Consider the following 16,171-nt stretch of genomic DNA (forward strand, 5'->3'; position numbering starts at 1 on the left):
CTGCGGGAGAAGGAAGCAGTTGTCCGGCCGGGACTGCGATGCGACCGGAACGGCTTTGCCATTCAGGTGAACGTTTCCGGGTCGTAGATCTGGCCGGCAACGCCAAGGCCTGAGCACGCAACCCCTCATCCGCCCTGCGGGCACCTTCTCCTGCCTGCGGGAGAAGGAAGCGGTTGTCCGGCCTAGACTGGAATCCGGACGGAACGGCTCTGCCATCCAGGTGAACGTTTCCGGGTCGAAGATCTGGCCGGCAACGCCAAGGACTGAGCACGCAGCCCCTCATCCGCCCTGCGGGCACCTTCTCCCGCACCCGGGAGAAGGGCGTGATCGGCGTTGGCTCAGGTGGGGTAGGCGTCTGCGCCATGTCCCCACCGTCGGGCGTCTGCTGCATGCTGCCGGTCAGCCGTTCGCCCGGCCGAAGACGCAGACCCACAAGCGCCCCACCCGGTATTGCCAAGCCGGCCGGACCGCAGCCCCGCCAAGCGACTGCTCCCTTCTCCCGCAAGCGGGAGAAGGTGCCCGAAGGGCGGATGAGGGGCACGGCTAGCGCTGCGCGTCGATCGCCGCACTCAATGCAAAGATCCGCCCCGCCTCGCGCCACTTCTCCCCAGGCGCGCTGCCCGGCAGCGGTTTCTGAAACCGCCACATCAGGTCTTCCCAGGCCTGGATCCGCGGATCGGCCGCATCCCGCGCGGCCTTGGCCGCCGGATCGTAGGTGTCGCCGACCTCCATCAGCATCACCAGCCGATCGCCGCTGCGGAAGATCTCCAGCTCCAGGATGCCGGCCTGCTGCAACGAGGCCACCACTTCCGGCCAGACTTCGCTGGGCCGATGCCAACGCTCGTACTCGGCGATCAACTGCGCATCGTCGTGCAGATCCAGCACGTAGCACAGCCGCCGCGTGCTCATGCGCCCGCCCCAGCAATCACCGGCGCCGCGCGCCGTGCGCGCAACGCGAACAGCAGGATCACCGCAAAGCACCCACCCGGCACCACCATCGCCCAGTGGATACCGGCCAGGTCCGACACCGCACCCATCACTGCCGTCAGCAGCGCACCGCCAATGATCGACATCACCAGCAAGGACGAGCCCAGCTTGCGCGCATCGTCATGCATGCCGTCCAGGCCCAGCGCAAAGATGGTCGGAAACATCACCGACATGAACACGCTTGCCGCCACCAGCGCATACAGGCCGGTCCAACCGGGGAAGGCAATCGCCACCGCACACAAGACCAGATTGATCGTGGCGAAGCTCGCCAGCAACCTGGCCGGCGCCAGATAGCGCAACAACGCGGTGCCGATGAAGCGGCCGGCCATGAACAGCACCAGCGAGATGGTCAGATACGTCGCGGCGCTTTTTTCCGGCGTGCCCGGCACCGCGTCCTGCAGATAGCGGATCAGATAACTCCAGATGCCAACCTGCGCGCCCACGTAGAAGAACTGCGCCACCACCGAAAACACGAACAGCCGGTTGCGCAGCAATTCGCTAAAGCGTGCGCGCCTGGGCGCAGCCTCGCCCGGGCCGGCATCGCCGGTGGGAAAGCGCACCAGCGCGATCAGGATCGCCCACACCACCACCACTGCGCCGATCACCAGGTAAGGCGTCTGCACCGCCGCCGATTCGGTGGCGAAGAACGCCGCGCGCGCGGCCGGCGTCATCGCCGCCAGCTCGGCCGGGGTGTGCTCCACGCCGGAAAAGATGAAGTGCTGCCCGACCAGCACGCCGGTGATCGAGCCCAACGGGTTGAATGCCTGCGCCAGGTTCAACCGCCGCGCCGCGCCTTCTGCCGGGCCGAGCACGGTCACCAGCGGGTTGGCGGTGGTTTCCAGGAACGCCAGGCCGCTGGCGATCACGAACAAGGCCAGCAGGAACAGCCAGTAGGTATGCACCTGCGCGGCCGGATAGAACAGGAACGCGCCGCATGCATACAGCAGCAGGCCCAGCACCACGGCCGCCTTGTAGCTGTAGCGGCGCATGAACATCGCCGCCGGCATCGCGAACACGAAATAGCCCAGGTAGAACGCGCTCTGCACCAGGCCTGCCTGCAGGTCGGTCAGCTCGAAGGCCTTCTTGAACTGCTTGATCAGGATGTCGTTGAGGTTGTTGGCCATGCCCCATAGAAAGAACAGGCTGACGATCAACAACAGGGGAACCATGGCGGTACGCGCCAAGTTGCCGCGCGGTGACGCGGCAATGTCACTGTGATGCATGCGACCGATCCCCTCCCAAGGCTGTGGCGCTTGCGTTGCTGTGCGGCGAGCGTACTGCGCAGGCCAGCACCATGCAAATATAAAAACTTTGTTTATATTTGCACGCGAGAGCCGACCCTCACCGCTGCCCGCGATGCCTGTACCCTGGCGCGCCGCAGCCTTGCCTGGAGCCGCAGACGGATGAGCACCGAACCCGCCAAGTACCGCGCCCCCGCCCTGGACAAGGGCCTGGACATCCTCGAGCTGCTCGCCCGCCAGGCACAGCCGATGAGCATGGGCGCGATCTCGCAGGGCATCGGTCGCTCGCGCGGGGAGATCTTCCGCATGCTGCAGGTGCTGGAGGAGCGCGGCTATCTCACCCGCGACGGCGAAGGCGACTATGTGTTGACCAATCGGCTGTTCATGCTCGGCATGCAGCAGCCGCAGGTGCAGAGCATCAGCGAAGCGGCGTTGCCGGTGATGCGGCGGCTGGCCGATGCGATCTGTCAGCCCTGCCACCTGGTGGCACCGTCCGGCGACCAGATCGTGGTGATCGCGCAGATGGACGTGCCCAGCGACCTGGGCCTGGTGGTGCGCCCGGGCCATCGCCGCCCGCTGACCCATTCCAGTTCCGGGCTGGTGCTGTTCGCGTTCCAGCAGCCGGAGGTGCAGGCGCGCTGGCTGGACATGCTCGACGCCAGCGAGGTGCCGTTCGAGCGTGCGCAGTTCCTGGCGGCCGCCGCGCAGGCGCGCGACGACGGCTATGCCATGCAGCCCAGCGAAGCGGTGGTGGGCGTGGTCGACCTGACCGCACCGATCCTGCAACGCGGCAGCGCGACCTATACGCTGACCGTCCCGTTCATCGCACGCCGCCCGGAGCTGGTCGGCCCGCACGCGGCGCTGCAGGCCTTGTGTGCGGCGACGGCGGAGATCTCCGCAGCGTTGCTGTAGCCGTGGCCCGGGCCGGGCGTTTGTTTGCGTCGGTGCTGGTGGTTCCCCGCTGCGCGCCGCTGGCTGCTGGCTCCTGGCGTCTACCCGCTGCGCGGCTGAGCCTGTGCGTGTAGCGCTGGGTGATTTTTCCGGAGTGCTGCGGCTGCGAGGGCAGCCTGGCCATCGCGCTCCACCCCACTGGTGTGGCGTGCACCCGCTGCGGCGTCGCAGGCCGCGCACATCGCAGTGTTCCGGAAAGCGGCGCATCGCTGCATGTTGCTGATCGCTGCACGCCTGCATCGGCGTCCTGAAAGACAGCGGCAAGCCGGCGCCGGCGCATGTACGCACGTCCAGCCACGAAGTTCCATCGCACTGCTTGCAGCACATCCCACATCAGCGGCTTTTTCCCGCGTTTTTCGCTGTCTGCTTCATCGGAATGGAGACCGTTTTTCAGCATGGCCAAGGCAATCGGGCACCACATCCGACCGGTGGGTGGACCTGCCGTCCGGGCCCTGGCGCCTGGAACAAGGCAAAAACCCGCGTAAATCCCGGGTCGCAATAGCCACGGCTATAAAGATCAGACCGACCTTCGCGTGCAATGCAGGCGCACCGAACGCGGCCATGCGTTGCTACACTGCGCGCCCCCTTGGGGAGTAGCCTGCTTTCGTCCATCGAAAGCGCCTGCATCAACATACTCGGCCATTGCGCCGTGGTGCAGGCAACCAATCGTGGTTTGGCGAGACCAGCGGCATGCGCGCACAACAACGGTTGGCGCGGGCGCATGTCGTTGCGATCGTGCCCAACCCGAGAATGTCGATGTCCCCGTTTTCCATTGTGTTGATCGGTTTTGCGATGTCCACCGATGCGTTTGCCGCAGCGATCGGCAAGGGCGCGGCCATGCGCAAGCCGCAGTGGCGCGATGCGCTACGCGCCGGTTTGATCTTCGGCAGCATCGAGGCGATCACCCCGGTGATCGGCTGGCTGCTGGGGCGCGCCGCGTCCAGCCACCTGCGTGCGTTCGATCACTGGATTGCCTTCGTGCTGCTCGGCGGCCTGGGCCTGCACATGATTGTGGCCGGCCTGCGCAACGAAGCCGACGAGATCGAAGATGCAGCTGCCGACACGCCAAAACGGCACGGCCTGCTCGCCCTGGCCACCACGGGTTTTGCCACCAGCATCGATGCGATGGCGGTCGGCGTGAGCCTGGCGTTTCTGGACGTGCATATCGGCGTGGTGGCGGTGGTGGTCGGGCTGTGCACCTTCAGCATGGTCACCGCAGGCGTCATGCTGGGCCGCGTGCTCGGCAACCTGATCGGCAAGCGCGCCGAGATCCTCGGCGGCGTGATCCTGGTGATCGTCGGCAGCGTCATCCTCTACGAACACCTCAGCGGCGCCGCGTAGCACGCAGCAGTCTGCCGTAGGAGCGCACCCGGGCGCGACAGGCGTTATCGGTAAAGCCCCTCGCGCCCAGGTGCGCTCCTACGACGCAGGGCAGTGCGCCCCGTGCATGACCACCGCAGGCGTCAAGCTGGGCCGCGTATTAGACCGCGTGCTGGGCCGCGCGCTCGGCAACCTGATCGGCAAGCGCGCCGAGATCCTCGGCGGCGTGATCCTGGTGATCGTCGGCAGCGTCATCCTCTACGAACACCTCAGCGGCGCCGCGTAGCACGCAGCAGTCTGCCGTAGGAGCGCACCCGGGCGCGACAGGCGTTATCGGTAAAGCCCCTCGCGCCCAGGTGCGCTCCTACGACGCAGGGCAGTGCGCCCCGTGCATGACCACCGCAGGCGTCAAGCTAGGCCGCGTATTAGACCGCGTGCTGGGCCGCGTGCTCGGCAACTTGATCGGCAAGCGCGCCGAGATCCTCGGCGGCGTGATCCTGGTGATCGTCGGCAGCGTCATCCTCTACGAACACCTCAGCGGTGCCGCGTAGCACGCAGCAGTCTGCCGTAGGAGCGCACCTGGGCGCGACGAGGCGTTATCGGTAAAGCCTCTCGCGCCCGGGTGCGCTCCTACGATGCAGGGCAGTGCGCTCCGCGCGCGTCGGCATCGTGGATGTTTACTCGATGCCGACTGCATCGCCGCATGTCGCGGTGATGGCAGGGATGCACCCGTCAGCGCGTTTTCGCATCGTGATGCGCACTCAGGAACGCGCGTAACGAGGCCGGCTTCACCGGTTTGGTCAGCAGGCGGTACCCACGCTCGCGCGCGAGCTGCTTGAGTTCATCGCGGCCATCGGCGGTGAGCAGCGCGCCGGCAATCGGTGCAGGGGCGGCGGCCTGCAGCGCATCCAGCGTGTCCAGGCCATCGAGCCGGTCGTGCAGGTGGTAATCCACCAGCATCAGGTCCGGTTGCTCGCGCGCGCGTTCCAGCGCCTGATCCACCGTACTGGCGGTGATCACCTCCACCTGCCAGCGACCGAGCAAGGCACGCATGCCGTCGAGGATTTCGCGGTCGTTGTCCACGCACAGCACGCGCAGGCCCGCCAGCGAATCGCCGCTGGGCAGCGCGCGCGCCACCGCCGCCGGCAGCACCGGTGGCAGCGGCACTGCCGCCACGCGCGGCAGCAGGATCGAGAACATGCTGCCGCGGCCGACCTGGCTGCGCGCGCTCAGGTCGTGGTCGAGCAGGCGCGAGATGCGCTGGCAGATCGACAGGCCCAGCCCCAGACCCTGCTCGCCCCAGTCGAACGGCTGCTGATAGCGGCGGAACTCTTCGAAGATCTGCCGCATGTGGTGCTCGGGAATGCCCGGGCCGGTATCCCACACCTGCAGTTCCACCTGGTCGCCGCGGCCGCGCATGCCCAGCACGATGCGGCCCTGGCGCGTGTAGCGCAGCGCATTGGCCAGGAAGTTCTGCATCACCCGGCGCAGCAGACGGCGGTCGCTGCGCACCCACAGCGGGCGGCTGTGCACCTGCAGCTGCAGGCCGCGGCTGGACGCCACCGGCGCGTATTGCGCGGCCAGTTCGTGCATCAGCGCGCTGGCATCGAAGTCCTCGACCGTGGGCCGCAGGCCGCCGGCATCCAGCCGCGAGACGTCGAGCAGGCCATCGAGCAACTCCTCGGCCGCGCGCAGCGAGGCATCCACGCGCTCGGCCAGATGGCGTTGCTCCTCGTTGTTCTGGTGGCTCTCGCGCAAGGCCGAAGCAAACAGCCGCGCGGCATTGAGCGGCTGCAACACGTCGTGGCTGATGGCAGCCAGAAAACGCGTCTTGGATTGCTGGGCCAGCTCGGCCTCGCGCGAGCGATCGGCCACGCGCTGTTCCAGGTTCTCGTTGGCGTCCAGCAGCGCACGTTCGGCACGTTTGTAGTCGGTGATGTCGTTGTAGCTGGTGACATAGCCGCCGCCGGGCAGCGCCTGGCCACGCATCTCGATCACCTTGCCGTCGCTGCGGGTGCGCTCGAACACATGCGGCGAGCCGGCGCGCATATGGCGGATACGGCGATCAATCTGGTCTTCGATATCGCCCTCGCCCAGCTCGCCACGCTCGGCGTTGTAGCGGATCAGGTCGGCCACCGGGCGGCCGACATACAGCATGCCGTCCGGATAGCCGAACAGCTGCTGGTAGCGGCGATTCCACGCGGTCAGGCGCATTTCCGGGTCGACCACGCTGACCGCGGCGCTGATGTTTTCCAGCGTGGTGGACAGGATCTCGCGGTTGAAGCGCAGCTCCTGGCCGGCTTCGTCCAGCACCGCCACCACCTCGCCCAGGTCCATGCCCGAGCCGCGCAACAGGCTGGTCAGCACCAGGCGTGCGGAGGCCGCGCCGATCGAGGCGGCCAGCAGGCGTTCGGTGAACTGCACCCAGGCGCGATCGGCCACCACGGTGGGCTGCAGCTCGCGCTCCAGCAGCACCGCCTGGTCGACGAAGGCGCGGTGCGCATGCCGCTCGCCCACCACGCGCTCGGCCAGGGCCTGCAGGTCGGCCACGCGCACATGCCCGGGCCAGTCGCCGGCCACCGCCGGGCGCTGCGCGTACGGGTCCAGGAATGGCGCGGCGCGCAGGCGCTCGTCCACCCCGGGGCGCCAGCGTGCGGAGACCAGCATCATCGCGCCGACATTGATCAGCAGCGACCAGAACGTGCCATGCGCCAGCGGGTCCCAGCCATGCATGCCGAACAGTTGCTGCGGCTGCAACCAGGCGATGCCGAACGGCCCGTCCACCAGCCAGTCCGGCTGCAGCCAGCCCGCGCGCGTGGCGGCCGGCAGCAGCAGCGTGTAGATCCAGGTCATGAAGCCCAGCACCATGCCGGTCTCCACGCCCTTGCGGCTGGCGCCGCGCCAGTACAGCCCACCGATCACCCCCGGCGCGAACTGCGCCACTGCCGCAAAGGCCATCAGGCCGTAGGCGGCCAAGGTGGTGTCGTTGGCCACGCTGCGGTGGTAGCCGTAGGCGATCAGCGCCAGCAGCAGGATGGCGACGCGGCGGATCCACAACACCCGCGAGGCCACCGCCGCGCGCGCATCGGCGCTGCCACGGCGGCGCAGCAGCACCGGCATCACCAGGTCGTTGCTGACCATCGTGGCCAACGCGATGCTGGCCACGATCACCATGCCGGTGGCGGCGGAAAACCCGCCCACATACGCCACCAGTGCCAGCACGGTATTGCCCTGGCTCAGCGGCAGCGCCAGCACCACCGCATCGTCGACCACCGTACTGCCCTTGCCGAACAAGGCCACGCCGGCCGATGCGATCGGCACCACCATCGCCGAGATGATCACCAGGTAGGCGCCGAACAACCAGCGCGCGCGCCGGATGTCGCCGACGTCGCTGCATTCGACCACCGCCACATGGAACTGGCGCGGCAGGCAGATCACCGCCAGGAAGCTGAGCAAGGTCTGCGAAATGAAGCCCACCGACGGGGTGTGCTCGAACAAGGTGCGCGCCGAGTCGGCGATGGGCACTTGGTGATCGCTCAGCCACACCCAGGCGAACAGCCCCACCGCGACGATGGCGATCAACTTGATCACCGACTCCAGCGCGATCGCCAGCATCATGCCGCGGTGGTGTTCGGTGGCATCGACCTGGCGGGTGCCGAACAAGGTCGCAAACAAGGCCATCAACAGCGCCACGTACAGCGCCGGGTCGGCAAAGATGCCGCGTCCGGCACTGCTATGTCCGGTCAGCACCTCCAAGCTCATCGCCACCGCCTTGTACTGCAGGGCCAGATACGGAACGATGCCGACCAGCGCGATCACCGCCACCAGCGCCGCCAGCCGCCGCGAACGGCCATAGCGCGAGGAAATGAAATCGGCGATGGAAACGGTGTTCTCGGCGCGTGCGATCAGCGCCAGCCGCTCGATGATGCGCCAGCCGAACAGCAGCAACAGCAGCGGGCCCAGGTAGATCGGCAGATAGCCGATGCCGTTGCGCACCGCCGAGCCGACCGCGCCGTAGAAGGTCCACGACGAGCAGTACACCGCCAGCGCCAGGCTGTAGACCGCTGGCCGCAGCCACGGCCGCTCCGGGTACAGCGGACGACGGTCACCCCACCACGCCACGCCGAACAGCAGCGCGGCATAGCCGACGGAAACCAGCAGCAGGATCCAGCTTGAGACCAAGGGGCGTTCCTAGGCGGCGCGAGGCGAGCCTGGGAGTTTACGCAGTGGGGAATCGGGATTGGGGGTTGGGGATTCGTGCCGGACTGGTTGGCGGAGAGTTAAGCGTCAGACGCCCCTCATCCGCCCTGCGGGCACCTTCTCCCGCACGCGGGAGAAGGGAGGGCGGTTGCGGCGTGCGCCGTACGCTTGCCTGAGGAGTGGTGTTGGTGTGGCGATGCATGCGTTTCGTGCTGCCGGGCAGCCGGCCCTTTGAATCAGCCTGTGGCAAGAGGCATTGGGCTAAGGGTCAAGCGCCCCCCATCCGCCCTTCGGGCACCTTCTCCCGCAGGCGGGAGAAGGGAGCGCAGTACCGGCTGACGTTGGATGCCGATGCGGCCAACGTGTATCGCTTCGGTTGCGGTGTGCGCCATGCGCTCGCCTGTCGCATCTCCGGCCCACCCACTCAGGCAGCCGGCAGGGACGTCTGCCGCATGGCGGTACGAGGATGTGCACGGTCGGGCGACGATGCGCCGTTGTCGCGATCAGCCGATGATGCAGCGGCCACCCGGTGGTGGCCCGCCCCCCTCTCCCGCCTGCGGGAGAGGGTGCCCGAAGGGCGGGTGAGGGCCGTCAGCCCGGCAGGCGCACCTGCACCCGATACGTACGGCCGGCGACGATGCCGTGCACACGCTGGTCTGGGCAAGCGGCTCCATCCACGTCAACGTCTACCTGCGTGCGTCCCGGCTCCCGTGTCAGCGTCACCTCGAACTGCGCGCCGCGGAACTGGCGCGTCACCTGCGCGTGCGGCCAGTGCGTGGGTAGCTGCGGGCGGATCGCCAATGCATCGCCCTCGCCGACCAGGCCGAACAAGCCTTCGAGCACGCAGCGATACACCCAGGCCACCGTGCCGGTGTTGAACAGCTGGCTGGACCGCCCGGCCGTGCGCGGATATTGATGCCAGGCGCCGCGATAGTAATTGGGCAACGACACCGGCAGATGGCCGCGCTGCAGCACGTCCTCGCGGGTGGGGCCGGGCAGCATTGCGCGCAGGATCTCCCAGGCGCGGTCGGCTTCGCCAATCTGGTACAGGCTGTACAGGTAGAACGCCACCGCATGGTTGTAGACCGCGCCATTTTCCGCGGCGCCCGGCCACTTCTGCGTCAACCGGCCCACGTCGTCGCGCATATGCGTGTACGCCGGGGCCAGCATCACCGGCCCGTACGGCGTATGCAGCTGTTCGCGCACCGCCTCCAGCAAGGCGTCGCGCTGCGCGGCATCGGCGGTGCCGGCCAGCAGCGCAAAGCTCTGCGGATTGAGATAGATGCGTCCTTCCACATCGTCGGCGATGCCGAAGCGCACGCCGTCGTCGGTGATGCCGCGCGCATACCAGTTGCCGTCCCACAATTCCCGATTGGCATCGGCATTGACCGTCTGCACGGCCTGCGCAAACGTTTCTGCCTGCGCGCTTCGCCCATGCGCTGCACAGATGCCCGACCACAGCCGCAGTGCATACGCGGTGGCCACGGTGAGCCAGCCGGACACACCCTTGCCGCGCCAGCCGACCATGTTCATCGGGTCGTTCCAGTCACCCTGGGCGATGAAACTCAGGCCGCGGGCGTCGCGTGCGTCCAGCAACCATTGCATGGCCGCATCCAGGCGCTCGGCCACGCTCAGCGCCTGCCCGTCCTGCGTGCGGACCACCGCGTCGAGCACGCTGGCATCGCCGGTTTCGGCCAGATAGGCGCTCAGGAAGATCGGCAACCACACGCAGTGGTCGGTATGCGGCACCTGGTTGATGTATTTCAGCTCGGCGCCTTCCACCAGCAGGATGCCGTCCGGCATCGCACCGCTGGGTTCCTGCTGCGAGAGCGCGTGCAGCAACGCCGCGCGTGCGGTGGCCGGCTGCAGGTAGGCCATGCCCATGTGGTCCTGCAGATAGTTGCGCGTCTGCGGATCGGTGGTCAGGCGATTGACGTCGCCGTGATAGAACACCTGCCGCGGCAACCAATGATTGACCAGGTTGTCCAGGGCCGGATCGGGCGTGGCGATCTGCACGCAGCCCTGCCCACCCTGCAGATACTGCGCGTAGTCGCGCGCGGCGGCAGCAAAGCCGGCTTCGGACAGATAGCGCGCACGCAGCGCGGCGATCTCCGCATCGTCCTTGGCCGGCCCGAACGCGAAGCGATACACGCTGGCCGCATCGGCATCCAACGTCAGCCGGTACTGCAACGCGGCGGCCGGGTTCTCGTAGTGCGCCTGGCTATTGCCCAGCTGCTCGGCCTGGATGGCCGAGGGCGCATGCAGGCCACCCTCGCCTTCGAAGGCCGTCTGCTGCGCGTCCCAGGCCACCGGCGGCTGCTCGTGCAGCAGGAAGGTGCAGTCCTTGAAGTCACGCTGGCGGAAATAATCCTGCACCTTCTGATACGGCGTCACGCTACGGCAGACGATGCCGCCCAGCGCCGGCTCGTAGGCACCGCCCTGATGCATCCACGACATATAGCCGATGGGGAAGTACGCATACAGGCTGAGCCGGCGTGTGCGGCCGGACAGGTTATGCACGCGGCACTCCCACAGCTCCACCGCATCGTCAGTGGGCAACGCCACGCACAGCTCCACCACGATGCCGTCATGGCGCACCCGCCAGCGCACATCGTGCTTGCCGGCGGAAAACGCAAACTGCTCCGGCGGCGCGCGCACCGGTTCGTGCGGCACCGAATACAACGCGCCGCTGTCTTCGTCCTTGAGATAGAAGAAACGCCCGGGATGATGCGCGTAGTAGGGCTGCTCGGGCATCATGAAGTTGCGCGCCTCCAGCAGTGGCGCATGGGCGTACTTGGCCGGCTCCGGCTGCATGAACTGCCCGGTGGCGTAACCACGGCAGGTGAGCTGCAGCATCATGCGGCGGTTCCACAGGAATGCGCCCGCGTTCGGCATCGCGGTGGGGCTGTAGAGCGCATACCGCGTGCCGTCGGCGCTGGGCGCCAGCAACGCGGACAGATCGTCGTTGGACGTGGTGCTGGAATCAGCCTGGGAAAGTGCGGACACGGTCAGCGGTGCTCCTGTTCGTCGCGCTTGCGCGCGGCCAGTTCGTGTTGGATGCGGCGCAACAAGCCGTCATCGAGTGGATAGAAACGCATGGTCCAGGCCGCCAGCAGCGCCACCGCGCCCGGGATCACCGTCAGCAGCAGCACGATGCCGGTCAACGACCCGGCCGACTGTGCGCTGTTGGCCACATAGCCCATGCCCGCCAGCACCCAGGCGATGCCGGCCGACGCCAGCGCGCCACCGAGCTTTTGCGAGAAGGTTGCGGCGGCAAAGGTCATCGCGGTGGCGCGCCGGCCGGTGCGCCACTCGGTGTAGTCGGCGCTGTCGGCATACATCGAAAAGGCCAGCGGCGACTTCGGCCCCAGCGCCAGCCCGATCAACATGTTCAACGCGAAGATCGCCCACACCGCATCGGCAGGAATGAAGAACATCAGGCAGCTCAACACGCCCACCATCGCCATCAGCGCGGTCATCAACTGGCGCTTGTCCCAATGCCGTGTCAGCAGCGGCGTGATCGCCGCGCCCACCGCCAAGGACACCGAATAGCCGCCCAGGAACAGCCCGGTCAGCTCCGGCCGCTGCACGTAGTACTTGAGGTAATACACGCCCGCACCGCCGCGCATGACGATGGTGATCATGATGATCAACGACAGCACGAACAGCACGCACCAGGGCTTGTTCTGCAGCAGGTCGGCGATGTCCCGGCGGACCGGCGTGCGCTGTTGCGGCGGTGGCTGCACGCGCTCGCGCGTGGTCAGCGCCACGGTCACGAACAGCGCCACCGCCACCGCGCCGTACAGCATCATCGTGCGCTGCCAGCCCAGCGCATCGTTGCCGGCACCGAGCCACGCCACCAGGTCCAGGGTGCAGTAATTGACCAGCGTGGTGCCGGCGAACGCGGCGATGAAGCGCAGGCTGATCAAGCTGGTGCGCTGGCTGCTGTCGGCGGTGATCACGCCCGACAATGCCGAGTACGGAATGCTCACCACGGTGTAGGCCAGCATCATCACCAGGAAGCTGATCGTGGCCCACCACATGCGCCCGTTCTGGTCCAGCGCAGGCGTGGTGTAGGCCAGCACACCGGTCACCGCCATCGGCACCGCGCCCCACAGCAGATACGGGCGGAACTTGCCCCAGCGGCTGCGCGTGCGATCGGCCAATGCCCCCATCGCCGGATCGGCGATCGCATCGGCGATCTTGGTCAACAGGATCATCGTGCCCACCGCCGCTGCCGGCAGATGCATGGTGTCGGTGTAGAAGATCAGCAAGAACGCGGAGATGTTGGCCCAGTACAGATTCAGGCCCAGATCGCCGGCGCCGTAGCCCAGCTTTTCGCGCCAGCGCAGGCGCGCTGATGCAGGAGACGGTGCAGGCGATGACGTCATCGGCAGACCTTGGAGTGCGTTGAACCCGGCCGAGCGCGCCGTTACGCTGGGCGGCCCGCTCACCTGGCGAGGAGCGCCGACGCTACACCACGCATCGGCTGCCGCCAACGTGAAATCCGGCAAAATGCCGAATCGCTCCGGAGATATAACCTGACGTGATGGACACCGCCGCCCCCGCTACACCCGCGTCCGCTTCGCCCCTGGCCATCGTGGTGATGGGCGTTTCCGGCAGTGGCAAGACCACCATCGCGCAGGCCCTGGCAGCGCATTACGGCTACCGATTTCTGGATGCCGACGATTACCACAGCGTGGCCGCACGCGCGCAGATGGCCGCAGGCCAACCGCTCACCGATGCAATGCGCCTGCCGTGGGTGGAGTTGCTGGCGGCCACCTTGCGCGACTGCGTCCAGGCCGGCGAGTCGGTGGTGCTCGCGTTCTCGGGCTTGCGCGGCACGCATCGTCAATTGCTGCGCCGCAGCGGCATTCCGCTGCGCTTCGTGTTCCTGCACGCGGCCCCGCACGTGATCGCAGCACGCCTGAGCGCGCGCGCCGGCCATTTCATGCCGGCCAGCCTGCTCGACAGCCAGTTGCAGACACTGGAATTGCCGCTGGACGAAGCCGACGTGGTATCGGTGGATGTGGACGCCACGGTGGCGGAGGTGGTGCAGGATGCCATCGCGCAGTTGGCGCTGATCGCGCCCAATGCGGCGCACAGCGTCGCGCCCTCGCCTCAAAGCGCCTGACGTAAAAGATAACGCAGCCCTGCATGGCTGTTTTCTTCTCCCTCCGGGAGAAGCTGCCCCGAAGGGGCGGGCGAGGGTAGCTGCGAAGCCACGCAATCCGGTCTCTCGTGTGGCATCGCCCCGTACCCTCACCCCAACCCCCGCTCCGCGCCCCGGCCGGCGTTTGCGACGCGGGCGCTCCAAGGCACGCGCGCCAGTGGCGCGCAAACAGTGCCTTCTCGCCCCCTGGGGAGAGGGGCGCTGTTCAACACCGTGACCAACCTGACAAGGTGGCGCAAAATTTCCTGGTTACTTTTTGCAGACCATTGATTTGCAGGCAATACGCCGGTCTCGCGGCCAATCATTTTTCCTATCGCGTCTGGTGCAGATAGTGATGAATCATCAGTATTTGTGCGAATACCGAACAGGCTGAACGCAATTTTTGCGAGCTGGTCGTACCAGATGCGACCGGACCCGACCGTTGAATGAATGCAGCGACATGCGTGTGTTGCATGGTCTCGCCGATCGGCCATCTTCACTCGGCAGATCCGGGGGGATCCAGCGCTTCCTTCCATCTATGGACATGCCGTGATGACACATTCAATTCGCCGCTTGCGATTTCGCAGTTTGACGCTCGTTCCCTGCCTGCTTGCCAGCGCAGTGGCTTTCGCCCAGCCCGGCCCCGCAACCGCACAACAGCCGGTGTCGTCCCTGGATACCCAGGCCTTCGCAGGCTCCAGCCAGATCTGGCGCAGCTTCGGCAAAGACCTTCCGTTCGCCAGCCCCACCAGCTGGACCACCGCTGGCGGCGGCTACTTGAACCAGCGCTTCGCGCCGGGCGAGTGGAAGATCAACCGCACCACCGTCAAGGGCCTCGTCCCGGCGTGGACCCTGACCACCACCGGCGACATCTCGGCCACGCCGAGCGTGGAAGGTGGCACGTTGTACGTGCCCGACTGGGGCGGCACGCTGTATAGCGTCGACACCCAGACCGGCAAGCCGAACTGGCAGGCCAAGCTGTCCGACTACACCGGCAATGCCAACTCGGTGACGCGCAACACTCCGGCCATCAGCGCCAACAGCATCATCGTCGGCGACCAGGCCGCCGGTACCGTGCTGGCCATCGACAAGAAGACCGGCAAGCTGCTGTGGAAGACCACCGCCGAAGCCAACCCGCAGGCGCGCATCACCTCCTCGCCGGTGATCTACGGCAACCGCATTTACGTGGGCATTTCCTCCGGCGACTGGGGCAACCTGGATTCGACCCACACCTTTAGTTTCCGTGGCAGCGTGGTGGCCCTGGATCTGAGTACCGGCAAGAAGGTGTGGCAGTTCTACAACGTGCCCGAGGGGTATACCGGCGCATCGGTGTGGGGCCAGGTGGCGATCGATCCGATCAGCCGCCGCCTGTATTTCGGCACCGGCAACAACTACAACATTCCCGCCAGCGTGGGTAACTGCGTCTCCAACGCGCGCTCCTACCGCGGCAGCGAACTCACCGTGCAGGACGAACTGGCGTGCATGGCCCCGGACAACTACGTCGACTCGGTGGTCTCGTTGAATCTGGACACCGGCAAGCTGGTCTGGGCCGACCGTGCACAAGGCTACGACGCCTGGAACCTGTCGTGCATCGTGGCGCCCACCAATGGCCTGTGCCCGAACACCCAGGCAACCAACCTGACCGGTCCTGATTACGACTTCGGCGGTGCCGGCGTACAGCTGTTCACCGTATGGCGCGACGGCAAGCCGCAACAACTGGTCGGCGCAGGGCAGAAGAGCGGCATCTACTGGGCCTTCGACGCCAAGACCGGTGCCAAGGTGTGGTCGACCCAGGTCGGCCCCGGCGGCACCACCGGCGGCGTCGAATGGGGCACTGCGTTCGACCCGTACAAGTCGCAGGTCTATGTGGCCATCAACAACAGCACCAACGCCACCTATACACTGGGACCGGCGAACACCCAGAGCCACAATGGCGGCTCGTGGGCCGCGCTGGATGCCGCCACCGGCAAGATCAAGTGGCAGGTCAAGGTGCCCGGCATCAACCGCGTGAATCCGAACGTCCCGGCCGGTGGCCAGGGCTCGCTGACGGTGTCGCCGAACCTGCTCTACGCCGGGTCGATGGCCGGCAACATGGTCGCCCTGGATGCCGACACCGGCGCCACGCTGTGGAATCACGACGCCACCGGCTCGGTGATCAGCTCGCCGGCCATCGTGGACGGTGCGCTGTACTGGGGCGCCGGCTACGGCCGCTTCAACTTCGGCACGGCGGCGACGGCCAACCAGCTGACCAAGTTCGTGCCGGAGGCCAGCCCGGCCAAGTAAGCCTCAACCCGGGTGATCTGCGTCGAACGCCGCGCAA

9 protein-coding genes, 2 pseudogenes and 1 riboswitch are annotated in these 16,171 nt (G+C 67.0%); of the genes and pseudogenes, 6 read left to right on the plus strand and 5 right to left on the minus strand.

Features of this window, described 5'->3' with window-relative positions:
• Positions 1-543 precede the first annotated feature (543 nt).
• Both CPBF1521_RS20505 and fucP read right to left on the minus strand, forming a co-directional pair.
• A complete protein-coding gene (locus CPBF1521_RS20505) occupies positions 544-909 on the minus strand; it encodes an L-fucose mutarotase (protein ID WP_104585593.1) in 366 nt (121 codons plus the stop codon).
• Positions 906-2,210, minus strand: a complete 1,305-nt coding sequence (gene fucP / locus CPBF1521_RS20510) for an L-fucose:H+ symporter permease (protein WP_104649879.1) — start codon at positions 2,208-2,210, stop codon at positions 906-908. The genes CPBF1521_RS20505 and fucP overlap by 4 nt, the downstream gene beginning before the upstream one ends.
• A 180-nt stretch (positions 2,211-2,390) precedes the next feature.
• Here fucP and CPBF1521_RS20515 point away from each other — a divergent pair, with 180 nt between their 5' ends.
• From CPBF1521_RS20515 to CPBF1521_RS21550, 4 genes and pseudogenes are all read left to right on the plus strand, one after another.
• Complete coding sequence (locus tag CPBF1521_RS20515; protein ID WP_115678113.1) at positions 2,391-3,140, plus strand: IclR family transcriptional regulator; 750 nt, start codon at positions 2,391-2,393, stop codon at positions 3,138-3,140.
• Positions 3,141-3,760: 620 nt separating this feature from the next.
• Positions 3,761-3,923, plus strand: a riboswitch (yybP-ykoY riboswitch).
• A 12-nt stretch (positions 3,924-3,935) separates the two neighbouring features.
• Positions 3,936-4,520: a manganese efflux pump MntP gene (locus tag CPBF1521_RS20520; protein ID WP_115678224.1), complete on the plus strand. Its 585-nt coding sequence runs from the start codon at positions 3,936-3,938 to the stop codon at positions 4,518-4,520.
• Between the two features lie 88 nt (positions 4,521-4,608).
• Positions 4,609-4,785: pseudogene (locus CPBF1521_RS21920) on the plus strand (manganese efflux pump); the annotation flags it as partial.
• An 88-nt stretch (positions 4,786-4,873) separates the two neighbouring features.
• Positions 4,874-5,050 (plus strand): annotated as a pseudogene (locus CPBF1521_RS21550) (manganese efflux pump); the annotation flags it as partial.
• A gap of 181 nt (positions 5,051-5,231) precedes the next feature.
• Here CPBF1521_RS21550 and CPBF1521_RS20525 read toward each other — a convergent pair.
• The 3 genes from CPBF1521_RS20525 to CPBF1521_RS20535 all read right to left on the minus strand — a co-directional run bounded on the left by CPBF1521_RS20525 (position 5,232) and on the right by CPBF1521_RS20535 (position 13,090).
• Entirely contained in the window at positions 5,232-8,681 is a 3,450-nt protein-coding gene (locus tag CPBF1521_RS20525; RefSeq protein ID WP_115678114.1) for a hybrid sensor histidine kinase/response regulator, read from the minus strand.
• A gap of 609 nt (positions 8,682-9,290) precedes the next feature.
• Positions 9,291-11,645 carry a GH36-type glycosyl hydrolase domain-containing protein gene (locus CPBF1521_RS20530; RefSeq protein ID WP_181901331.1) on the minus strand — a complete coding sequence of 785 codons (2,355 nt, stop codon included), beginning with the start codon at positions 11,643-11,645 and terminating at the stop codon, positions 9,291-9,293.
• A gap of 62 nt (positions 11,646-11,707) precedes the next feature.
• Entirely contained in the window at positions 11,708-13,090 is a 1,383-nt protein-coding gene (locus CPBF1521_RS20535; protein ID WP_115678116.1) for an MFS transporter, read from the minus strand.
• Positions 13,091-13,248: 158 nt separating this feature from the next.
• Between CPBF1521_RS20535 and CPBF1521_RS20540 the strand changes: the two genes are divergently transcribed.
• The gene (locus CPBF1521_RS20540) at positions 13,249-13,833 is read left to right on the plus strand and encodes a gluconokinase (protein WP_115678117.1); all 585 of its coding nucleotides are present in this window, start codon (positions 13,249-13,251) and stop codon (positions 13,831-13,833) included.
• 570 nt (positions 13,834-14,403) lie between these two features.
• Positions 14,404-16,134, plus strand: coding sequence for an outer membrane protein assembly factor BamB family protein (locus tag CPBF1521_RS20545; RefSeq protein WP_181901314.1), 1,731 nt, complete (start codon positions 14,404-14,406; stop codon positions 16,132-16,134).
• Positions 16,135-16,171 lie beyond the last annotated feature (37 nt).

The organism is Xanthomonas euroxanthea, from assembly GCF_900476395.1.
Classification (GTDB): Bacteria; Pseudomonadota; Gammaproteobacteria; order Xanthomonadales; family Xanthomonadaceae; genus Xanthomonas; species Xanthomonas euroxanthea.

Bases quoted from the DNA above. Each gene is read 5' to 3' on its own strand.
- CPBF1521_RS20515 (WP_115678113.1), top strand. From the start codon at position 2,391: ATGAGCACCGAACCCGCCAAGTACCGCGCCCCCGCCCTGGACAAGGGC.
- CPBF1521_RS20535 (WP_115678116.1), bottom strand. From the start codon at position 13,090: ATGACGTCATCGCCTGCACCGTCTCCTGCATCAGCGCGCCTGCGCTGG.
- CPBF1521_RS20505 (WP_104585593.1), bottom strand. From the start codon at position 909: ATGAGCACGCGGCGGCTGTGCTACGTGCTGGATCTGCACGACGATGCG.
- CPBF1521_RS20540 (WP_115678117.1), top strand. From the start codon at position 13,249: ATGGACACCGCCGCCCCCGCTACACCCGCGTCCGCTTCGCCCCTGGCC.
- fucP (WP_104649879.1), bottom strand. From the start codon at position 2,210: ATGCATCACAGTGACATTGCCGCGTCACCGCGCGGCAACTTGGCGCGT.
- CPBF1521_RS20520 (WP_115678224.1), top strand. From the start codon at position 3,936: ATGTCCCCGTTTTCCATTGTGTTGATCGGTTTTGCGATGTCCACCGAT.
- CPBF1521_RS20545 (WP_181901314.1), top strand. From the start codon at position 14,404: ATGACACATTCAATTCGCCGCTTGCGATTTCGCAGTTTGACGCTCGTT.